General features: G+C 41.9%; 20 protein-coding genes. 2 read left to right on the forward strand and 18 right to left on the reverse strand.

Features of this window, described 5'->3' with window-relative positions; all coding sequences use genetic code 11:
- Nucleotides 1–1,007 precede the first annotated feature (1,007 nt).
- The 12 genes from CHB62_RS06290 to pyrB all read right to left on the reverse strand — a co-directional run bounded on the left by CHB62_RS06290 (nucleotide 1,008) and on the right by pyrB (nucleotide 12,568).
- Complete coding sequence (locus CHB62_RS06290; protein WP_089366149.1) at nucleotides 1,008–2,480, reverse strand: glycoside hydrolase family 125 protein; 1,473 nt, start codon at nucleotides 2,478–2,480, stop codon at nucleotides 1,008–1,010.
- 16 nt (nucleotides 2,481–2,496) lie between these two features.
- On the reverse strand, nucleotides 2,497–3,594 hold the full coding sequence (locus CHB62_RS06295; protein WP_089366150.1) for a DegT/DnrJ/EryC1/StrS family aminotransferase: 1,098 nt from the start codon (nucleotides 3,592–3,594) through the stop codon (nucleotides 2,497–2,499).
- Between the two features lie 47 nt (nucleotides 3,595–3,641).
- Nucleotides 3,642–4,601: a GNAT family N-acetyltransferase gene (locus tag CHB62_RS06300; RefSeq protein ID WP_089366151.1), complete on the reverse strand. Its 960-nt coding sequence runs from the start codon at nucleotides 4,599–4,601 to the stop codon at nucleotides 3,642–3,644.
- 58 nt (nucleotides 4,602–4,659) lie between these two features.
- The gene (locus tag CHB62_RS06305) at nucleotides 4,660–5,085 is read right to left on the reverse strand and encodes a sugar 3,4-ketoisomerase (RefSeq protein WP_089366152.1); all 426 of its coding nucleotides are present in this window, start codon (nucleotides 5,083–5,085) and stop codon (nucleotides 4,660–4,662) included.
- Between the two features lie 27 nt (nucleotides 5,086–5,112).
- Nucleotides 5,113–6,294 (reverse strand): formate-dependent phosphoribosylglycinamide formyltransferase, encoded by a 1,182-nt coding sequence (purT, locus tag CHB62_RS06310; RefSeq protein ID WP_089366153.1) that lies wholly within the window; start codon nucleotides 6,292–6,294, stop codon nucleotides 5,113–5,115.
- Between the two features lie 105 nt (nucleotides 6,295–6,399).
- Complete coding sequence (gene rfbB, locus CHB62_RS06315) at nucleotides 6,400–7,554, reverse strand: dTDP-glucose 4,6-dehydratase (RefSeq protein WP_089366154.1); 1,155 nt, start codon at nucleotides 7,552–7,554, stop codon at nucleotides 6,400–6,402.
- A 94-nt stretch (nucleotides 7,555–7,648) separates the two neighbouring features.
- Nucleotides 7,649–8,161: a metallophosphoesterase family protein gene (locus CHB62_RS06320; RefSeq protein ID WP_089366155.1), complete on the reverse strand. Its 513-nt coding sequence runs from the start codon at nucleotides 8,159–8,161 to the stop codon at nucleotides 7,649–7,651.
- The gene (locus CHB62_RS06325) at nucleotides 8,161–8,781 is read right to left on the reverse strand and encodes a cytidylate kinase-like family protein (RefSeq protein WP_089366156.1); all 621 of its coding nucleotides are present in this window, start codon (nucleotides 8,779–8,781) and stop codon (nucleotides 8,161–8,163) included. Before CHB62_RS06325 ends, CHB62_RS06320 begins: the two co-directional genes overlap by 1 nt.
- A gap of 14 nt (nucleotides 8,782–8,795) precedes the next feature.
- Complete coding sequence (locus CHB62_RS06330; protein ID WP_089366157.1) at nucleotides 8,796–10,169, reverse strand: MATE family efflux transporter; 1,374 nt, start codon at nucleotides 10,167–10,169, stop codon at nucleotides 8,796–8,798.
- A gap of 451 nt (nucleotides 10,170–10,620) precedes the next feature.
- On the reverse strand, nucleotides 10,621–11,076 hold the full coding sequence (gene pyrI / locus CHB62_RS06335) for an aspartate carbamoyltransferase regulatory subunit (RefSeq protein ID WP_089366200.1): 456 nt from the start codon (nucleotides 11,074–11,076) through the stop codon (nucleotides 10,621–10,623).
- Nucleotides 11,077–11,178: 102 nt separating this feature from the next.
- Nucleotides 11,179–11,598 carry a BACON domain-containing protein gene (locus CHB62_RS06340; protein WP_240616307.1) on the reverse strand — a complete coding sequence of 140 codons (420 nt, stop codon included), beginning with the start codon at nucleotides 11,596–11,598 and terminating at the stop codon, nucleotides 11,179–11,181.
- A 22-nt stretch (nucleotides 11,599–11,620) separates the two neighbouring features.
- Nucleotides 11,621–12,568: an aspartate carbamoyltransferase gene (gene pyrB, locus CHB62_RS06345; RefSeq protein ID WP_009010641.1), complete on the reverse strand. Its 948-nt coding sequence runs from the start codon at nucleotides 12,566–12,568 to the stop codon at nucleotides 11,621–11,623.
- A gap of 166 nt (nucleotides 12,569–12,734) precedes the next feature.
- Here pyrB and CHB62_RS06350 point away from each other — a divergent pair, with 166 nt between their 5' ends.
- Entirely contained in the window at nucleotides 12,735–15,038 is a 2,304-nt protein-coding gene (locus tag CHB62_RS06350) for a transglycosylase domain-containing protein (protein WP_009010642.1), read from the forward strand.
- Between the two features lie 1,084 nt (nucleotides 15,039–16,122).
- Here CHB62_RS06350 and CHB62_RS06355 read toward each other — a convergent pair.
- From CHB62_RS06355 to CHB62_RS06380, 6 genes are all read right to left on the reverse strand, one after another.
- Nucleotides 16,123–16,668: a hypothetical protein gene (locus CHB62_RS06355; RefSeq protein ID WP_089366158.1), complete on the reverse strand. Its 546-nt coding sequence runs from the start codon at nucleotides 16,666–16,668 to the stop codon at nucleotides 16,123–16,125.
- A 30-nt stretch (nucleotides 16,669–16,698) separates the two neighbouring features.
- Nucleotides 16,699–17,214, reverse strand: coding sequence for a hypothetical protein (locus CHB62_RS06360; RefSeq protein ID WP_176414848.1), 516 nt, complete (start codon nucleotides 17,212–17,214; stop codon nucleotides 16,699–16,701).
- A gap of 121 nt (nucleotides 17,215–17,335) precedes the next feature.
- On the reverse strand, nucleotides 17,336–17,911 hold the full coding sequence (gene ruvC / locus CHB62_RS06365) for a crossover junction endodeoxyribonuclease RuvC (protein WP_009010645.1): 576 nt from the start codon (nucleotides 17,909–17,911) through the stop codon (nucleotides 17,336–17,338).
- Between the two features lie 25 nt (nucleotides 17,912–17,936).
- Nucleotides 17,937–18,581 (reverse strand): MBL fold metallo-hydrolase, encoded by a 645-nt coding sequence (locus tag CHB62_RS06370; protein WP_089366159.1) that lies wholly within the window; start codon nucleotides 18,579–18,581, stop codon nucleotides 17,937–17,939.
- A 67-nt stretch (nucleotides 18,582–18,648) separates the two neighbouring features.
- Nucleotides 18,649–19,272, reverse strand: coding sequence for a 16S rRNA (guanine(527)-N(7))-methyltransferase RsmG (gene rsmG / locus CHB62_RS06375; protein WP_089366160.1), 624 nt, complete (start codon nucleotides 19,270–19,272; stop codon nucleotides 18,649–18,651).
- A gap of 42 nt (nucleotides 19,273–19,314) precedes the next feature.
- Nucleotides 19,315–20,085, reverse strand: a complete 771-nt coding sequence (locus CHB62_RS06380; protein WP_176414849.1) for an RsiV family protein — start codon at nucleotides 20,083–20,085, stop codon at nucleotides 19,315–19,317.
- Between the two features lie 68 nt (nucleotides 20,086–20,153).
- Between CHB62_RS06380 and CHB62_RS06385 the strand changes: the two genes are divergently transcribed.
- Entirely contained in the window at nucleotides 20,154–20,777 is a 624-nt protein-coding gene (locus CHB62_RS06385) for an HAD family hydrolase (RefSeq protein WP_089366161.1), read from the forward strand.
- The last annotated feature ends 52 nt before the right edge of the window (nucleotides 20,778–20,829 follow it).

Here is a 20,829-nt window from a genome sequence, read left to right on the forward strand (position 1 = left end):
AATGTTAGGTGTTAATGGCTTGTTTAGCTGGGTGTTAGGTGTTGAATGTTTGGTGTTAATGGCTTGTTTTGCTGGGTGTTGGGTGTTGAATACTGGGTGTTAATGGCTTGTTTTGGCTATTAACTGTTGAGTGAAAGGTGTTAAAATTATAGCGAACTTTGTCCCGTTAGGCGCTCCCCTCCCTTTCGGGGAGGGGCTGTGGGAGAGGTCCCTTCTCTATTTCCTTGTCAATAATTTTCGCCATTCTCTCTCCTAACACATGCCTTTTAAGCTAATAGAAGAGGCCCTTCTACAATCAAGAACATGCCCTTCTTGGGTGTTGAAGACGCTCTTCTTGAGGCAAGAAGGGCGTCTTCTTGAATGCTATGTGTAATGTACTGATTTTGTGTAGGTTATCAACTCCTCTTTAAGCGATGATATACTCTTGGGTAGAAGGTGTTTAGTGTGATAATATGTAATGATATTTTACCATTGCACTTGTACCTTTGAGGCGTGGAGGGAAAACGTTTAAGAAAATAAGAGGAGGTGAGATTTCTCACTTACTACGGGTGAGAAGTAGAGGGAGAAGCCATCAAGTAGGCTATAAACGAACAACTATTTTATGGGAAAAATGGCTCCTGCTGTTGCATGATAGTTTGTTGTTTAGATTTCTAAAAACCTTTTTAGTGATAAGCTTTAATGGAGGTGTCAAGAAGAGTAATAGGTGAAAGGCTGAGGTTCTTATTCTCTTCAAGTTTTTAGAAAACTGTTATTTAGATTCTTTTAGATAATAAACACTAAGTGTATTAATAAATAAAAAAAGTCCCAAACTTGTTAGTCTGGGACTGAAAGATTACTTGTCTCACGACAACTAATCTTCTAACCTTAATAATCTAATACCATGAAAAACACGATACAAAGATATCTAAATCTTGTTATATACCCAAATATATAATGTTAAATAAGGTAAATATTCAGTTTTTATTCCCTATTTTCTAAAATATCTCCACATTTGTCTTTCCACTTGACTATTGTATGCTGTTAAGTAATCCGAGCTTGCCTTCATTAACTAACTTTATGATTAGCTCTCCAAACAAAGTGTTCTGCCAAGCAAACCACTCACGAGTAAACTTATTGGCATCGTCCTTATAGAAGCTTTCATGTATGAAACCTGTTCCGGCGTCAGTATTCATCAACATCTCAATACACTGTCGAATCTCCTTATCATCCTTTGAGGTAAAGGCCCTCATCATGATGGACATTGGCCATATCATGTCGTTACCAATGTGCGGACCACCAATGCCCTCGCCCGCTTTACCACGATGGAAGTAGGGGTTATCCTCGCTCCATACGTATCGACGGGTGTTCTGATAGATCGGATCATCAACGCTTACATCACCAAGATAAGGCATTGCTAACAGGCTCGGTACGTTGGCATCGTCCATTAAGAAGTAGCCTCCAAAACCATCTACCTCGTATGCATATATCTTACCATACTTAGGGTGATTGTAGACAGCATACTTTTGTAAGGCATTGCTAACCTCATTGGCAAGGTCAGTACACTGTGCGGCAAGTGCTGTGTCCTTGTTTACTTTAGTCAAAATCTCAGCTGCCTTGCGTAGAGAAGACACAGCCATGAAGTTTGATGGGACAAGGAATTGTAGCGTCGTAGTATCGTCTGATGGGCGGAAGGCAGATGCTATCAATCCAACAGGTTTGACAGGTGCGCCCCAGCCCGCATTGTTCATTGTGTCAAGTGCACGGTCTGTAACACGCAGGAATTTGTAAGTTCCTCTCCCATCTTTCTTCTGTTGTTCATGAAAAGTCTTGAGTATGTTCTCTACTGCTTTAATCCATTCAGGGCCAAAGACACTTGTGTCGCCTGTTACCTTCCAATATTCGAAGGCAAGACGGATAGGATAGCAGAGAGAGTCAATCTCAAACTTACGTTCGTGTATCTCTGGTTTCATATCCGTCTCATCGGTCATCCAACGACCTTTTGGGTCTGGCTTATGATTGAAAGCATTGGCGTATGGGTCGATATTGATACACTTCAACTGGCGATTGATTACACCAGCTAACATCTTCCTCAATTTCTTGTCTTTACCAGCCAACTGTACGTAAGGCCATACCTGTGCACCAGAGTCGCGTAGCCACATGGCAGGGATGTCGCCAGTATAGACGAATGTGTCAGGTGTTCCATCAGCTTCTTCACCATAGTGGACAGTGGTATCGAGTGTATTTGGGAAGCAATTCTCAAACATCCAAGCAAGTCGTTTATTTGTCAACTTCCTTACGATGCTTTGAATCTCTTTCTCTACAGCCTCTGAACGGAAAAGTCTTTCAGCCTCTTTAGGGCGCTTTGAGACGAGTGTTACTGCATCTGCTGGACAGGTGAGATGGTTTACTTGTACCTTATTAATATTGTCAGCATTGACAGTTTGCACTTGTAATGCCATAAGTGCAACGAATGTTGATGTAATATAGGTAATCTTTCTCATACGTTATGATTTAGTTTTATTGATACTTATTGATATGTTCAACAACCTGATAGACCTCTTCATCAGTCATTGTGGGGTTACAAGGAAGGGAGAGCTCTTGCTGATGAATGAGCTCTGTGATAGGATAATGTCGGTCGTTCCATTCCTTATATGCTTGTTGCTGATGGGGTGGAATGGGGTAGTGTATCATTGTTCCAATGCCATTCTGCCTTAGATATTGCTGCAAGCGGTTGCGAGTAGGGCAGAAGATGGGGAAGATGTGATACACATTATCCCTGTCCTTATCCTCTGTGAGGGTTATTTGTGGGTTGTTAATATTGTCGTAGTATGTCTTAGCAATATGTTTTCTCCGTTGGTTCTCACCATCGAGATAGGGTAGTTTCACGTTCAACACAGCAGCTTGAACTTCGTCTATACGACTGTTCCGACCCTTGAAAGTAAACTCATACTTACGTGTAGAACCATAGTTGGCAAGGCTTCTGATTGTCTGTGCCAACTGTTCGTCATTGGTTGTCACAGCCCCTGCATCCCCCAAGGCACCGAGGTTCTTACCTGGATAAAAGCTGTGAGCGGCTGCGTGACCAAGGCTTCCTGTCCGTTTATCTCCGTAGTGACAACCATGAGCTTGTGCGTTGTCTTCAAGTAGTAGGAGGTTATGACGCTTACAGAGGTCGCTGATGAAAGGAGTGAAGGCACATCTTCCATAGAGGTGAACAAGCATGATGGCACGTGTGCGAGGTGTGATAGCTTGCTCAATCAGCTCACTGTCAATCTCTAAAGAGTTGATATCGGGTTCAACAAGGATAGGGGTAAGGCGGTTCTCGGTGATGGAAAGGATTGTCGCTATGTAAGTATTGGCTGGAACGATGACCTCATCTCCTTCTTTAAGCAGTCCTAATTCCCTATAAGCACGGAGGATAAGGCACAGTGCATCAAGTCCGTTACCACAGGTTACGCAGTACTCCGTACCAATATAATGTGCGTATTTTCTTTCAAACAATGTCGTACACTCCCCCTGCAGATACCATCCTGAGCGTAGTACCTGATTAACAGCAGCAGTCATCTCTGCCTCATGCAAGGCTGTTATCTTTTGAAGTGAGAGGTAATCAATCATGTTTATGCTTTTATAAAGGAAGGTTTGATGTTGTGGGATTACTCGAATTATTCTATGACAGAACGTGTTTCCCACGTATAACAATCATAGCATACTCCTCGCCCTCCAAAGCCTTCTTTTTGGAAAATAAGTGTCGTATTAAGAATCTTCCCTTCCTCTTCTGTGCTCTTACCAAAGTCAAAGAAGCCTTTATGATTGGCATAGACGTCATTAAGAATATAGTCAAAGAGGAGGTCGATGGCCCCAAGTCTTTTCCCTTCTGGGGATGCTGAGATATACTGAGTATGAACGACTTGTGGCATCTCATAGATGATAGTGCCCCCAATAGCAATCCCTTTGTCATTGTAAGCCATGAATAGTCTAATCGAGTTAGGGAACCGACTGTGGAGTAAAGTTAACTCTTCAAGGGAATGTACAGGGTGAATAGCATACTTATTGGTGAGGTTCTTATCGAGAATATCCCAAAAAGTAGCAAGGTCCTGACTCTCCCGAACTGTCACGCCAGCACGTGTTGCTTTCCTAACTCCTCTCCTACGGTCCTTTCCAAACGTCATAAGTGAATCGAGTGGAATTGTACTTGATATGTCACGAGCCGTTAGCTGCGCATGACAAATATATGTTAGCGCATAGAGATCTTCCTCGGCAGGATAACAATGGTATATCCATGGCGTAGGTTTATAGATAACTCTTTGTACTCCAGAATGGTAAAGATATTCATTAATCCTAATAAATACCTCGCAAATCTCTGCTGTAGTAGCCTGTTTCTTTGTTATAAGTCCACCATAAGTTAACCCTTGATGAGAGTAAAGTGTATCGCCTAAACGGTTAGCAGGTAAGAGTGCATAGAGTTGTTCTTTACGGTAAATCATCAACGAAGCATCCTGAAATCTATCAGCATGATAATCCATATAAGAACGATTGAAGAGGAATGTTCCTTGTCGAGATTGCTCTATAAAGTCGTTCCACTCTTGCGCTTGTTTTTGCGTATATTGCTTTACCTCAATCATTATATATTAGCATTAAACGTCAGAAAGGTGTTCTTAGGCCAATTTGGTGGGGCTTCTCTTATTTCTTCTTAATACTTATATAATTAAGAAACTCCTTATAATCACGAATATAATCACCCTCATCGAAAGGGTCTTCGGCCAAGACGAGACATACAGCCCCCGAAGAGAAATCGTCGAGCGAACGCCATATATCTGTGTTGACAAGGAGCCCTTGATAGGGATGATTCAGTAGGAAAGATTGCTTACCACGTCCATCATCGAGCGTAACAGTAAAGGATCCGCTAACAGCTATGATGAACTCTCGGCAGTGTTTATGGGCATGACCACCACGGCAAGCGCCTGATGGCACATCGTATGTCCAATATACTCGAGAGATGTTAAAGGGGATGTCTTTCATTGCCTCAGCAAGAGAGAGGTTGCCACGTGGGTCAACTATCTTTTGCAAAGAGATAATCTTTCCTATTGAAGTTTCTGTTTCGTTCATTCTTACAGTCTTTTGACTTATCGTCTTTTACTTCTTCATATAGGAATCTGTACCTAATACGGTTGCAGCAACACGCTTAGTCTTATCACGAAGTGCATCCATATCGGTGCCAACCTCCCCATAGCAGAGTGCTACACCCATACGTCGTCCGACATGAGCAATAGGTTTATTGAAGATACGTAGGCGTGTCCTGTCTTCTTTGCAAGCTTCTATTAGATTGTAAGACAGAGGTTTGTTGCTCTCTGTAGGAGATAGAATAACAGCTGAACAACCTGCATGTTCAAGGTGGATAGCAGGGATTGGAAATCCCATAACAGCACGGAAATGAAGCTCAAACTCGTTGAAATTGGTTGTGTGAGCCAATGTGACCATACCAGTATCATGTGGTCGAGGTGATAGCTCAGAGAAGATTACTTCCCCCTTCTTTGTTAGGAAGAACTCAACTCCCCATATACCGTATCCTGTAAGAGCACGTGTTACCTCGTTGGCAATATGCTCTGCTTGTCGTAAAGCCTCTTCTGAGATAGCGTATGGTTGCCAGCTTTCACGGTAGTCGCCACCTTTCTGTATGTGTCCGATAGGTGGGCAGAAGAGGGTAGGACCGTCCTTCTGTGTCACAGTGAGCAGGGTAAACTCGCTCTCAAAGTCTATGAATTCCTCAATAATCACCTCCTTCACATCGCCACGTGCGCCATCCATCGCATTCTTAAACGCTTCTTCGAGTTCTTCATCATTGTGAACATAGCTCTGCCCATGCCCACTTGAACTCATCAAAGGTTTTACAACGCATGGAAAACCAATCTCATCGGCTGCTGTCCTAAACTCTTCATAAGTCTTGGCATAGAAGTATTTAGCTGTTCTCAACCCTAAGTCACGTGCTGCGAGGTCGCGTATAGCACGGCGATTCATCGTGAAGTTCACGGCACGTGCTGATGGAGCAACCTGTATTCCACGCTCTTCATAATCGAACAAGCGTTCTGTTCTGATCGCTTCTATCTCTGGAATGATGAGGTCAGGCTTGTGCTTATCGACAATAGCATCAAGTGCTGTACCATCAAGCATATCTATTACTTCAGACTCATCAGCTACCTGCATGGCTGGTGCGTTCTCATAGTTATCACAAGCAATGACGTACTGTCCAGCACGTTTAGCCGCAATAACGAACTCCTTGCCCAGTTCGCCTGAGCCTAATAACAAGATTTTTTTCATGTGAAGAGATATTGTCTACGTTTTGATTGTGAGGAGGATTAACACCCTCGTCCTTGTTGTCTTATGGATAGACGAGGGTGTAGGATTATATTTTAGTTGGTTATATTATCTACCTTTCTTGGTGTACATCATGTCATAGTACTTTTGGTAATCACCAGAAGTAACCTCTTGTATCCAGTCTTGATGCTCTAAGTTCCAACGGATAGTCTTAACGATACCATCCGCAAACATCGTTTCTGGATACCAACCTAACTCATTCTTAATCTTTGTTGGATCAATGGCATAGCGTGCATCATGGCCTAAACGATCAGGGACATGTGTGATTAACTCTTCATTAATCCAGCTGATGTCGATATCGCCATTTGCGTCTTTCACCTGCTTCTTAAGGATTGTACGGAGGTTCTTGTCTGCTGCCATCATATCATGAATAGTCTTGATAGTGAGCTTAACGATGTCGATGTTCTTCATTTCGTTATGACCACCAACATTGTAGACTTCGCCTTCGCGTCCTTCACGTACAACCATATCAATAGCTTTGCAATGGTCTTCTACATACAACCAGTCGCGTACATTCAATCCTTCACCATATACTGGTAGTTTCTTACCTTCGAGGATATTGTTGATAATTAATGGTATCAACTTCTCTGGGAAGTGGTAAGGACCATAGTTGTTAGAGCATCGTGTAATGCTGACAGGCATGTGATAAGTATCATGATAAGCCATTACAAAATGGTCCGCACTGGTCTTGCTGGCAGAATAAGGGCTGTGTGGACAGAGTGGGGTCTGCTCTGTAAAGTAGCCTTCTGCCCCCAATGAACCATATACTTCATCTGTTGAAACTTGGTGATAGCGTTTACCTTTTTTCCAAGTAGGGTAGCCCTGCTCGTCTTTACCTGTCACCCATGCACGACGAGCAGCGTCTAAAAGGTTCTGTGTACCGAGGATATTAACTGAAAGGAACAACTGTGGGTCTTCAATAGAACGGTCGACATGACTTTCTGCAGCAAAGTTTACGAGATAGTCGATATCATATTCAGTAAAGAGTTTATCGGCAAGTTCGCGATCACGAATGTCTCCTTTTACAAAGACACAACGCTCATCGTCGATATCATCTTTGATAGTACCGAGGTTACCTGCGTATGTAAGTGCATCGAGGACGATAACCTTAATTTCTTCATTCACATACTTCTTATGAAGTAGATACTTAATGTAGTTTGCTCCGATAAAGCCGGCAGCACCAGTTACTAAATAAGTTTTCATATCTTTGTTATTAATTTGTTTGTTATTCTTATGGGTAAGTTTTAATAGTCTTTATTGTATGTAACGTCTAAGACCACTATAATTCAGAGGAGTATTATATATGTTCAGATTGTTTATTACCTAATGTTATAACCTCGCAATCAGTAAATTTATTGCCCTCAATGGTTAACCTCACCAGTGTTCTTTCCTTGTGCCATCCACGTAGACCAGCTGCACCAGGATTAATATGAAGTAGGTTTAATGTCTTATCAAACTGTATCTTGAGGATATGAGAATGTCCGTCAACGAACAAGTTGGGCGGGGAAGCAAATAGCATACCCTGTACTGAGCGGTCATAACGACCTGGGTAACCTCCGATATGTTTAAGGAGTACATCAATATTCTCGCACTTGAAGCGTAGAATCTCCCGATAACGAGCACGCAGAGTATTGTCATCTATATTCCCACATACGGCTCGGAAGATGGGCTTCATGGCTTCGAACTTATCAGCAACCTCTAATGAGCCAATGTCACCAGCGTGCCATATCTCGTCACAATTGCCAAGATAGTATTCATACTTATTATCCCAGTAGCCGTGGGTATCAGAGATTATACCAATACGTTTCATTAACTGTTCTTCTTTCTGATGAAATCAGCTATCAAGTCCTTGGTCTTTTCTAAGCCAAGTATGCTGGCATCAATACAGAGGTCATAGCTTTCTGCATGTCCCCAAACCTTTGTTGTGTAGTAGTTATAATACTTAGCACGTTCGTTCTCACCATTCTCAATAAACTTTCGAGCCTCTTCTTTCGTACATCCGCGTCGCTCACATACGTTAGTAATACGGGTGTCTAATGAAGCTGTTATAAAGATATTGACCGTGTTAGGATTGTCACGTAAGACATAGTCGGCAGTTCTCCCGACAAATACACAGCGTGGGTTCTGCTTTGCCATCTCCCGAATAGCATCGCTTTGGAACTGATATAGACTTTCTTGTGAGAAATTACTCCTATAAAAGTCATTGTCTCCTAAGAGCGGGAGATGTATGTGGAAATGTCCTTTCATAAATCCCTTTTGCTCATCATTTTGCTCAAAGAACTTCTCAGAGAAGCCACTCTCCTTAGCTGCAATATTGAGTATCTCACGGTCATAGTATTGACATCCGAACTCATCTGCAAGCATCTTTGCAATGATATGGCCACCACTACCTATCTGACGACCAACGTTTATGATTAGTTCCTTTTCCATCTTTAGATTCTTTATTATGATTCTGAGTTTTGATTGTTCACCAGTTGTTTCTTCATCCGCCGCATATAAGTAACAAGGATGATGGCCGCAACTAATGATGCTAAGAAGTCACTTGAAGGCAGCGAAGCCCACACACCATCTAAGTCGAAGAAGTTCGGTAGGATGATAAGGAGTGGGATAAGAAATAGTAGTTGGCGAGAGAGTGACAAGAAGATACTTATCTTTACCTTACCAATACACTGGAAGAAATTAGTTACAACCATTTGAAATCCTACAATAGGATACATCATCATGTTTATCTTAATTGCTTTGATAGCTTGTTGAATTAGTTCTGGGTCCGTGGTAAACATGCGTGCGCAGTATTGTGGAGCTAAATGGGCTATTAGCCAAGCTGTAACCATAATCCCCGTTGCGGCAAAGATAGTCAGTTTCAGTACTCGCATCAATCTGTCATTCTGCTGAGAACCATAGTTATAGCCCGCTATTGGCTGCATACCTTGGTCTAAACCGATGATGAACATGACGAAGATCATCGCTATACTATAGGCGATGCCGAATGCTCCAACAGCCATATCGCCACCGTATCTAACAAGTTGATTATTCATGAAGATAACCACTATACAGGCACAAACATTCATCAAGAATGGAGAAATACCAATCGAAATGATGTTCTCAACCAAGTGTCTTTTAAGACGATATATTCCTCGTTTAAGGTGTAGTATCTCATCTTTATTCGTAAACTGCTTCATCTGCCAGCATAAAGCTAATGCTTGCGATAAGACAGTAGCGAATGCAGCGCCACGAATTCCCCATCCCCAAAGTCTGATAAAGATAAAGTCTAACACTATATTCATCAATACAGTGAATATGGTAGCCGTCATGGCTTGTCGTGGTTTTGACGCAGCTCGGAGTACAGCATTCATTCCAAAGTACATGTGAGAGATTACATTACCAGCTAAGATAACCTTCATGAAGCTACGAGCGTATGGGATGGTGGCATCGCTTGCACCAAAGAAGCGCAGGATGGGGTCGAGGAAGATGAGGCATATTATACCGAAGGAACTTCCTATAATCAAGTTCAGTGTTATCGTGTTACCAAGGATGTTCTCTGCTGTTTTGTAGTCTCTCTGACCTAACTTAACACTGATAGATGTCGATGCACCTATTCCTACGGCTGCTCCAAAGGCTGCTCCGAGGTTGATAAAAGGGAAAGTTATGGCCAAACCAGATATTGCCATTGGACCAACTATCTGTCCGATAAATATTCTGTCTATAATGTTATAGAGCGAGGCAGCTATCATCGCAATGATAGCAGGGAATGCATATTGTACCAATAGTTTACCTACAGGCTTCGTTCCTAACTCTAAAGTTGCACTCTTATTATCCATTTAAGATTCTATTACATGTCTATAAACGAATGAAAAACATCCTTATACCATGCTTGCAAATGTACGAAAAAAAAATGAGAAAACCTATTTGTAGCATCATGAAATGTAGGTTTATAGGGTATGTAGTGCTTATTTCTCAATGCATCTACTAAGTTCGTCGTTTTTTTTCATCATGATGAGAAATATTTATCTTCATGAAAAGAAATATTTTCAGTCACGTAAATAAATATTTCTTTTCATGAAAATAATTCGATGTTGATTGTGTTCTGATAGAGAAAACAAGTTTTAGAGGTATAAAGGAGGGTGTCTTCTTTAGCTTTAACCATGATAAGTAAATAGCTAATATACAGCTAATTATTTTATAGAACTACCCTCTTAAAATAAGCGACTCGCCTACTTCTTATTCATTCCCTCGTCTATCAATAAACTTGTTTACCCATCTCCTTGCCAACTAAACAAGTTCCACTTTATCCATTTCCTGCTCTTTGTCGCAGTAATGACACTTGAGAATACCATGTTCCTTGTCCACTATATGGAAGATGGTGTCCATTGGTTCGTTATTAGTAATGCACTTTGGATTGTTGCATTTCACAATGCTCCGAAGCTCGTCCGGTGTCACCACCTTCTTCTTCTCTACCACTTCATAGTTATTAATGATGTTCAACACCACGTTCGGTGCCACGACCGACAGACGAGAAATCTCATCATCAGTGAAGAACTTATCGCTCACTTTGATGATTCCCTTTGTGCCTACCATCTTCGATGAGAAGTTGAAACCGATAGTGACAGGTGTGGAGAGCTTCTGGAGCTGTAGTAGGTTCACAACCTGAAAAGTCTTCTCTGCTGGGATATGGTCTATAACTGTGCCGCTTTCAATGGCAGCTACCAGACGTTCTTTCTTTGACATAATCATATAAGCCTCACTCTGTCTCCTCTGTTGAAAGGTATGCCTGACAGGGTGTTCGTGGGCTGTTTTCTTTGTTCACTCATAGGCATTATGAGTATGTTTTTATTTTTCTTGGGTTATGCTAACTCTATCGATGGCATCATCTGACCTTAGCCAAAAGTTTACTTTACGAACTTTACCAGTGGTGTTAGGCTCAATGGTAATCGTGAGTGTGTTGCCTGTTAATTCTGCTGTGTACCATCTCCCTACCATACCGGTGCTGATGACCTTATCCCCATATTGTGCTGCAGATTCTTCAACAACCATACTTGCAAACCTTAAGGTTGGATAGCTGGTGCATACCAACTTGTAGGTTCCCCCATTAGCAGGAACAGTTATATTCCTTGGGTCGCCAGTATAGTCCGATGTCCAGTTCATGGTTACCCTGTGAAGGTCATCATCTGTATACTTATTACAGCTGAATATGGTAGACAAAAGAACGAACAACAATGCTGCAAACGTACCTCTCTTTAATTTACCCATGTTCATAACCTTTATTAAGTACTTATTCAAGAATCGTTTTATCGTTTTTTACCTCCTCCATTGATATTCCAAGGCAATGGCAGAAGATAGCTTCACGGGCAAAGAGACCATTGCGAGCCTGCTCAATATAGTAGGCATGTGGACTATCATCGACATCGTATGCAATCTCATTCACACGTGGAAGCGGATGAAGAATCTTCATGTTTGTACGTGCCAAAGCAAGCATATCACGGCGAAGAATATAGACGTTCTTCACACGCTCATATTCCATCAAGTCAGAGAAACGCTCTTTTTGTACACGCGTCATGTAGATGATGTCTGCATTCGCAATCACTTCTGGTGTGAAATCCTCGTGTTCTTCGAAGCGGATGTTATGCTCGTGGCAGTAAACCTTATACTCCTCTGGCATAGCGAGTTCCTTCGGTGCAATAAAGTGAAACGTTGGATTGAAATGACGCATAGCCATAAGGAGAGAGTGAACAGTCCTACCATATTTCAAATCACCCACAAGGTATATGTTTAGATTCTCCAGTGTCCCTTGTGTCTGATAGATAGTATAGAGGTCGAGTAAGCATTGTGAAGGATGTTGATGTGCACCATCACCAGCGTTGATGATAGGCACAGGTGCCACCTCCGACGCATACTGTGCTGCACCTTCTATATAGTGTCGCATGACAATAGCGTCAGCATAGTTTGAAACCATGAGTATCGTATCTTTCAATGTCTCCCCTTTACTGACACTTGACACCTTGGCATCGGTAAAGCCAATAACGCGTGCACCGAGTCGGTTAGCGGCTGTTTCAAAACTAAGTCGGGTTCGTGTAGAAGGCTCATAGAATAGTGTTGCGATGACTTTCCCCTTGAGTAACTCACGATTTGGGTGTTTCTCAAACTCCTGAGCCATCTCAATAAGATAGAGCAACTGGTCACGTTCCAACCCTTGGATATTCACAAAGTTATGCTTTTCCATATTTGTTTTGTGATGTTTTAGTTCTTTTTCTGGTGGTAAAGGTACATTATTATTTCCTATCCAACGAACGATAAAAAGGGAAATATCTATCTATTATAAAAAAACATCTATTTATTTTGCTTATCCATTGATTTAGTTTATCTTTGCATAATATTTTCACAACGTTATGAGAAGACATTTTGTACATTTCCTTTGGGGCTCGCTCCTTGCTATATTGGGTGTTATTACCGTATTTTTCATCTCTGTTTGGAATGGTTGGGTAGGGTATATGCCTAATATGGATGAATTGTCTAACCCTATAGATAAGTTTGCTTCGCAGGTCTATTCATCTGATCAACAGCTCATCGGAACATGGAATGCGGATAATAATAACCGTGTAGCAATCGACTATAACGGCTTATCACCGCATCTTGTTCATGCTCTCGTCGCTACTGAGGATGAGCGTTTTTATGAACATTCAGGTGTTGACTTCATTGCACTTGGACGTGCTGTTGTGAAGCGCGGAGTGATGGGACAAGCAAGTGCGGGTGGTGGATCAACGATTACACAACAGCTTGCTAAGCAGTTGTTCTCCGAGAAAGCGCATAGCACAGTGGAACGTCTTTTGCAGAAGCCTATCGAGTGGATCATCGCTGTAAAGCTCGAACGCCACTTTACGAAAGAAGAGATACTTGCCATGTATTTCAATTACTTCGACTTTCTACATAATGCTGTTGGTATCAAGCGAGCTGCAAATGTGTATTTTAATAAGGAACCTCGTAAGTTGACAGTGACGGAGGCTGCTATGTTGGTGGGTCTTTGTAAGAATCCATCTATGTTCAATCCGCTTCGTTACCCAGAACGTTGTAAGCAGCGTCGCAATGTTGTTTTGATGCAGATGGTTAAGTCTGGTTATGTTACGAAGGCTGAATACGACGAGTTGTCACAACGTCCATTGGGCTTACACTTCACTAAAGCAAAGCCTGTTAGCGGTGCGGCCGACTATTTCCAGGCATATCTTCGACAGTATATGATGGCTAAGAAGCCTGTACGTGAGGATTATCAAGCATGGCAAAATCGTCAGTTTGTACTCGACTCTATCGCTTGGGAGCAAGACCCACTATATGGTTGGTGTAATAAGAATACGAAACGTAATGGCGAACCTTATAATGTTAATACTGACGGTTTGCGTATCTATACAACGATTGATACCCGTATGCAGCAGTATGCTGAAGAGTCTGTTCGCAAGCATGTAGGCGGATATTTGCAGTCACAGTTTAATCTTGCAATGCGTTATAAGAAGAATGCTCCATTCTCATCAAATATCTCTCGTCGTACAATAAAGGAGATTCTCAATCGCTCTTGTCGGCAGACACTGCGTTATCAGCGGCTGAAAGAGCAGGGTGCTACACCTGATGAGATTAGGCGTAGTTTCCAAACACCGCACGAAATGACAATCTTTACCTATCATGGTGATGTAGATACGGTGATGACTCCAATTGACTCTATCCGCTATTATAAGTCGTTCTTGCGTTCTGCCTTCGTCAGTATGGACCCACATACGGGTGCTGTTAAGGCTTACGTAGGCGGTATCGACTATCAACACTTCAAGTATGATGTTGTCATGGGAGGTCGTCGTCAGGTTGGTTCTACCATCAAGCCGTTCCTTTATGCACTTGCAATGCAGAATGGTATGACTCCATGTACACTTGCACCGAACGTTCAGCGCACTTATGGTGGGTGGACTCCTCGTAATGGTTCACGTGCTCGTTATGGTCAAGAAGTGCCTTTGCGTTGGGCTTTACAGCAGTCAAACAACTGGATATCAGCCTATCTAATCAACCTCTTAGGGCCTTCTCAATTTGTGAATATCTTACATGACTTCGGATTGAACAACCCAGATATTGATAAGAACACGAGTCCGGTGTTATGTCTCGGACCTTGTGAAGCATCTGTTGGAGAGATGGCAAGTGCCTATACCACCTTTGCCAATGGTGGTATCCGTTGTGCACCATTGTTCGTAACAAAGATAGAAGATAGTCATGGTAACGTGATTGCTAAGTTCCAACCATTGATGACTGAGGTTATCTCAGAGGTTAGCTCTTATCAGATGATTGATATGTTGCGTGCTGTTATCCAAGGTGGAACAGGTAGCCGATTGCGTTATGCTTACCATCTCACGGCCGACATGGGTGGAAAGACGGGTACAACGAATAACAACGCAGACGGTTGGTTCATGGGTATTACGCCTAACTTGGTAAGTGGTTGCTGGGTAGGTGGTGAGGATCGTGACATCCATTTTGATCATACCTCTATGGGTCAAGGTGCTACAATGGCTTTGCCTGTATGGGCTTACTATATGCAACGTGTTTATGCCGACAAGCGTTTAGGGTATAGCCAGAGCACTAAGTTCACCATGCCAGCTAAGTTTAATCCTTGTCAAACTGCCGATACAATTAATGTAAACGGTATACAGGAGGAGTACTTCTAATAGGTAATAATGTAGAAGTAGCTGTCCCTCCCCCTAACCCTCCCCCCAAGTGAGGGGAGTGGTTAGTGAGGTTATCCCTATACGACTGCTGTTGAGAGGATAATACTATGTGGATATTGCCTCTAATAAAGGTAATTCAGTGATTTGTTGTCCCTCTATTATATCCCCTTGGACTGTATTCAACGCTCCTATTTATATGCCGTTCTGTGGTGGAAAGTCGTATTCAACAAGTTTGTCTACATTCTACTCCATGAAAAATAGTAGTATCCAATGCGTCTCCTTATATTCTATTTTGTAAGAAGGAGAGGACTAAGCGGGTTGTAAAAGGTAGGAGTGGATAGGATGGATTGTGTTGTCTAAACTCCTTTTACTCCCTTTTATCCCTCTAACTCCTCGATAGCTCGTAAACATTTTTCGCTCTTCTTGAACCTAACACATGCTGTTTAGGCTCATAGAAGAGGCCTGTCTGTATTCAAGAACATGCCCTTCTTGCATGTAGAAGACGCCCTTCTTGAAGCAAGAAAGGCGTCTTCTTTAACGTAGTATGTAATGTGCTGATTTATTGTGAGTTATCAACTCATTTGTAGATGATGTTACACCCTTTCTTAGAGGGCAATTATCTTGTTGTGATGTAATGATTCTTTACGAGGTTGTTAACTCTTTTGTAGAGTGGTGTGGTTATTACTATTTTCATATTAATATACTGGGAATGGTAATAAACCGACTTTTTCTCTCATAGAATCACACAGGTTTTTGCATACGAGTGGAACTCGCAGAAGGCCTTGCGCGCGGCAGACATCACGGACGTTAATACTATTATTAGCGAAAGTGTGCTATCTTCTGTCAGTCGCAAGGCCCTCTGTGAGTTTACATACATGTGCGAGTGAGTATCTGTTTTGTTTGTTGGCACTGTGAGAGGTTTGTCTCTGCATAACATATACTAATCCTCCGTACAAGGACAAAAAAGGGTAGGAAGGGTATCATAGTGCTGATGTTTAGTAAGCTGTCCATCGCCATTTTAGGATGAATGTGTTTATTAATCAGCACTATCATTATGGTGAACAAGATAAGTTTTGTTCGATGACTATATCTTTGTCATGTGATAACCCATACGTTTTAGTTGCATGGCTGCACCCATGAAGTAAAGCTGATGGAGAGCAGCCAAGTAGGCTTGAAAGGCATCTTTACTACCAGGAGCAATCGGAAGATGGCGGAGTAAGCTATTTGTTCGTGCTGCACACTTACCTACCATATCTGCAAGTGTCTTGTGCTCGTCGGCAGTAAGGAGCAATACCTTCTCACAGATGTAGTCGTCCATGTGGTCGTAGTCAATGCGATCGCGCAGATAGTTGTATAGATTTTCCACCTTATTATATAACTCCCAATCCTCATCCCAATACTTGGCAATGGCCATACCGATGTACATCATCCATCCAAGAGACACAGTAGGGTAGTCTGCAAACTCTCGCATACCGTCTGGTAAGTAAGCTTCAGCAATCCCTAACCACTTCTCCTCCATGTCGGCAATGTCTGGCAACATCATGTCTACAAGGTCTTTCCCTTGTAGATAAGTAGCTAAGTCTTCTTTGAATTTCTCCTCGAATGGGTATTTTAATTGTTCGTCTTGCATTGTTATGTATCTTAAAACATTGATTTTATACTACTCGGCCAACTTCTTCTTCACCTCTGCAAGTGCTGCTATCCAGTCAGTATCAAGGGAGAATTGAGTAAGATAGTCCTCACTATTGAAGTAAACTAAGACAAGACTCTTGTCAGGATCGTTGTAGAGAGGATGGTTGATGCTGGCATTACGAAATATCTTAAGCACCTGTTCTTTTCGCTTTTGCTTGTCGGCACGTGCATACTCCTTTGTAAAGAGATTGACATATTCGTGCATATAATATGCCATTGAGTCAAGTTGAGCGTTGAGATGAGCAATCTCCTTGTTAGATAACTGCTTTGTTGTATCAACGATAGCAGACAGTGTACGAGTATTAAGATAGGTGATTGCATCAACTTTGAAGGAAGCAGCCTTGCGGACGTTGACATCCTCTTTACTATCGGTAGCAATCTTATACGCACTTGTATATAGTTGCTTCGACACACGCTCTTGCTGGGCATTAACTGTAAGAACGGATGCAAGAAATAAGGAAAGGGCTATCATCTTATTTTTCATACGCTTGATATTGAAAGTCTTGTGTTGTTTTCTTTTTATGTCTATGACGTTATTGAAGTCTTTGGAGTATTATAGGCACAGCTATATCTTGACGTAGCTATAACCAGTGTGAAGCCCCTGTTTACCTTATTCTGTCCGCATTCTTGCGTGCAAAATCTTTCCAAGAGCCATAGTGTTTAGCGTCTGTTGCCGGTCTATTCATCTGAAGGAAATGGCAATAAGCAGCTGCAACGGCATCAGTAGCATCCATAAAATGGGGCATCTGGTCATCCCTTAGATGTAGAAGCTTTTGTAGCATGCCAGCTACTTGTTCCTTAGAAGCGGAGCCATTACCTGTTATTGCCATCTTTATTTTCAGTGGTGCATACTCCTGTATAGGTACATCATGGTTGATAGCTGCTGCAATGGCCACCCCTTGTGCACGTCCCAGTTTAAGCATTGACTGTACATTCTTTCCAAAGAAGGGCGCCTCGATAGCAACCTCATCGGGTAAGTATTCGTCTATAATACCCGTTACACGCTCGAAAACCCTGCCTAAACGGAGGTAGACATCTTTCTCCTTGCGCATGTCAATGACCCCCATAACAACAAGCTCAGCCTTATTCCCACAGACACGCAACACTCCATAACCCATGACATTTGTGCCAGGGTCGATACCGAGTAGTATCTTTTCGGGTTGTGAACTTCTTGCTTTCATTTTTAGGAATTGGTTGATATCCGTTTTATCGGTCCATATAAGGGTTGTGAGCAAGCTCGAAACCTATAGAAGTCTGCGGACCGTGCCCTGGATAAACGACTGTTGTATCGGGAAGCTGTGCGAGTTCTCGAAGACTACTTATAATCTGGAACATACTACCACCAGGGAAGTCTGTTCTGCCAATACTCCCTTTAAATAATGTGTCACCCGTGAACAAGACCTCTTCTTCCGCACAATAGAAACATACAGAACCACCAGAGTGTCCCGGAGTACGCATGACTTTTAAGGTATGAGAACCGAATTCTATTAATTGTCCTTCGGTTAGCTTTAACTCACCAGCTGGTAAATCATGGCCTAATTCCATCCCAAGCATCTGCGCTGCAGCCTGCTTTGGATTGTTCATAAACACTGCGTCGCCCTCAGAAACTTCTGGTTGAAGATTATAAGTAGCAAGGATGATGGCGTCTCCAAAGTGGTGATCAAGATGTCCGTGAGTACCAAGATTATGAACAGGAGTGAGTCCCTCTTTCTTTATATACGCTATGATAGCGTCTTGTTCACTTTCAGTAAGTGCGCCACAGTCTATGATGACACATTCTTTGGTCTCATCGCTGACTACGTAACAGTTCTCTTGAAGAGGATTAACCTCGAAAGTCTGGATTTTAAGCATAAGTGATAATGTGGATAAGAAATGGTGATAATTGAGTAGTATAACACTTTCAAGTGTGCGGAGAGGGTTATCCTGGTACGTAAATGAGGTATTTCTCCTTAAACCACTCTTCGTCAAACCATTGTGAGAGTTCCGTCTTCTCGACAATCTTCTTGTATGGTTTCAATTCGTCGTTGAGGTTTCCACCTTTTAAAACAATGACACCATTGGGCAAAGTATTGTGTTGATCGGGTGCAATATTCTTCTTTACAATCTTCATCAAGTCGGGCAATGGCATAACAGCACGTGACACAATGAAATCGAACTTACCTTTCTCCTCTTCTCCACGCAAGTGTGCTGGAAGGACATTCTCAAGCCCAATAGTATCAGCAACTTCCTGTGCTACCCTTACTTTCTTGCCTGTTCCATCAATGAGTTTGAAGTTGGCTTCTGGGAAGAAAATAGCGAGAGGAATACCAGGGAAGCCCCCACCAGTCCCAAAGTCAAGCACGTTGGTACCCTCACGGAAAGTGATATACTTGGCAATAGCAAGTGAGTGAAGGATGTGATGCTCATAGAGATTATCAATGTCTTTGCGTGAGATGACATTAATCTTACTATTCCAATCATGATAGAGTGCATCAAGTGCTGTGAACTGTTCTATCTGTTTAGCAGAGAGATGGGGGAAGTATTTCTTTATTAGTTCAATCATATTCTTCGTATATGGGGAGTGTGGTGGAAAGTAAAGAGCAAGTTAATTATCGATAGCCACCCTGACCTCCTTCTGATTAATCTCACCTGGAGTATAGATGAACACCGTAGAGTCATCTGTAAGGATGAAGTTATCAGAAGGATAAGGGGCAATCCCTGTAAAATAGCCTTTAGCTTGTAGCCCTGTAAGGTCATCTTCCTCAAGGTCTTCTTGGTCGGCTATTCGCTCAATGATTTCCTTTGTTAGTTTCTCTTTATAGTCTTTACCGAATTGTTCTTGGAGTGTGGTAATGTGTCCATCTTTGATGTTGAAGTTACGAACAATCGTGTATTTCGTTAATTGTCCATTACCATTATTAATGGAGATATGGGAGAGAGCAGTTACATAGTTGTCTATTGAAGCCCTCAGCTCAGTCTTGATAGATAGTTCACCGATGAGCTGGCTCTTGCTTTTCTCCCTTTGACGAATAAGCTGTGCAATCTCTATATAGTCTTTAATATACTGCCTTACAAACGTAGGGATGGCTTTTTGAGGCGTAAGCTTATCATAATTAATAGCGAAATAGTCTGGCTGTAAAAGGCCCATCCTAAGTAGAGAGTCATTGGCAACAGCGTATTTATTCCCTTTAAGATAAGCAAACTCAACGTGAACATGACATTGTATAGCTTCTGAAGGATGAGCTACGGTATCTACAGAAACCACACCTGTGGGTATATCCAACCTCTTTGGTGTTGTTGATTTATGCCCACAACTGCTCATCAAGAACAATAGGATGGCTAAGAACCCAAATCTTATAAATAAATTCTTCATCATATATAGGCTACAAAGTTACGAAAAGTTTTGTAACTTTGCATTATATATTTAATAATTAATGAGCAATTATGGTAAAAGCATGTCTGTTTGATTTGGATGGAGTAGTATTTGATACAGAACCTTTATATACGTTATTTTGGAATAATATAGGGAAGAACTTTCGCCCTAATGTGCCTAACTTCGAGTATATTATTAAGGGTCAAACATTGGTGCAGATATTTGATAAATACTTTGCTGATGACGTTGATGCACAAAAAGAGATTGTTCGGTTATTGAATGAGTACGAACGTCACATGTCTTATAACTATATACTTGGTTTTGAGTCTTTTATTGATAAACTTAAAAGAAAAGGTATAAAGACAGCGGTTGTGACAAGTTCTAACCTCGAGAAGATGCAGAATGTTTACAAACAGCACCCAGAATTTAAGGGATATTTTGATGAGATACTCACCTCAGAAGACTTTGATGAGAGTAAACCATCACCTGATTGCTATCTCAAGGCAGCTGCTCGTTTTGGAGTGTCGCCTAAGGACTGTGTTGTTTTTGAGGATAGTTTCAACGGCTTACGTTCTGGTATTGCCTCTGGAGCACGTGTGATAGGGCTTGCAACAACCAACTCTGTCGCTGAGATAGAACCCTTTACAAAGGAGGTAATTAGTAATTATGATGGTTTTACTTTGTCAGACCATTAAAAAGAGGTAACTTTGCATCCCAAAACAAAAAACAATGTTCGAGCGTATTGAT

Origin of the sequence: Prevotella jejuni (genome assembly GCF_900187995.1) — a bacterium.
Lineage (GTDB): Bacteria > Bacteroidota > Bacteroidia > Bacteroidales > Bacteroidaceae > Prevotella > Prevotella jejuni.

Coding starts and splice junctions, on each gene's coding strand:
- pyrI (WP_089366200.1), bottom strand. CDS start 11,076: ATGTCAAAGAAAGAACGTCTGGTAGCTGCCATTGAAAGCGGCACAGTT.
- CHB62_RS06290 (WP_089366149.1), bottom strand. CDS start 2,480: ATGAGAAAGATTACCTATATTACATCAACATTCGTTGCACTTATGGCA.
- CHB62_RS06355 (WP_089366158.1), bottom strand. CDS start 16,668: ATGCAAGACGAACAATTAAAATACCCATTCGAGGAGAAATTCAAAGAA.
- CHB62_RS06330 (WP_089366157.1), bottom strand. CDS start 10,169: ATGGATAATAAGAGTGCAACTTTAGAGTTAGGAACGAAGCCTGTAGGT.
- ruvC (WP_009010645.1), bottom strand. CDS start 17,911: ATGAAAGCAAGAAGTTCACAACCCGAAAAGATACTACTCGGTATCGAC.
- CHB62_RS06340 (WP_240616307.1), bottom strand. CDS start 11,598: ATGGGTAAATTAAAGAGAGGTACGTTTGCAGCATTGTTGTTCGTTCTT.
- CHB62_RS06385 (WP_089366161.1), top strand. CDS start 20,154: ATGGTAAAAGCATGTCTGTTTGATTTGGATGGAGTAGTATTTGATACA.
- CHB62_RS06295 (WP_089366150.1), bottom strand. CDS start 3,594: ATGATTGATTACCTCTCACTTCAAAAGATAACAGCCTTGCATGAGGCA.
- CHB62_RS06370 (WP_089366159.1), bottom strand. CDS start 18,581: ATGCTTAAAATCCAGACTTTCGAGGTTAATCCTCTTCAAGAGAACTGT.
- CHB62_RS06325 (WP_089366156.1), bottom strand. CDS start 8,781: ATGGAAAAGGAACTAATCATAAACGTTGGTCGTCAGATAGGTAGTGGT.
- CHB62_RS06350 (WP_009010642.1), top strand. CDS start 12,735: ATGAGAAGACATTTTGTACATTTCCTTTGGGGCTCGCTCCTTGCTATA.
- pyrB (WP_009010641.1), bottom strand. CDS start 12,568: ATGGAAAAGCATAACTTTGTGAATATCCAAGGGTTGGAACGTGACCAG.
- CHB62_RS06320 (WP_089366155.1), bottom strand. CDS start 8,161: ATGAAACGTATTGGTATAATCTCTGATACCCACGGCTACTGGGATAAT.
- CHB62_RS06380 (WP_176414849.1), bottom strand. CDS start 20,085: ATGATGAAGAATTTATTTATAAGATTTGGGTTCTTAGCCATCCTATTG.
- CHB62_RS06360 (WP_176414848.1), bottom strand. CDS start 17,214: ATGAAAAATAAGATGATAGCCCTTTCCTTATTTCTTGCATCCGTTCTT.
- rfbB (WP_089366154.1), bottom strand. CDS start 7,554: ATGAAAACTTATTTAGTAACTGGTGCTGCCGGCTTTATCGGAGCAAAC.
- CHB62_RS06305 (WP_089366152.1), bottom strand. CDS start 5,085: ATGAACGAAACAGAAACTTCAATAGGAAAGATTATCTCTTTGCAAAAG.
- purT (WP_089366153.1), bottom strand. CDS start 6,294: ATGAAAAAAATCTTGTTATTAGGCTCAGGCGAACTGGGCAAGGAGTTC.
- CHB62_RS06300 (WP_089366151.1), bottom strand. CDS start 4,601: ATGATTGAGGTAAAGCAATATACGCAAAAACAAGCGCAAGAGTGGAAC.
- rsmG (WP_089366160.1), bottom strand. CDS start 19,272: ATGATTGAACTAATAAAGAAATACTTCCCCCATCTCTCTGCTAAACAG.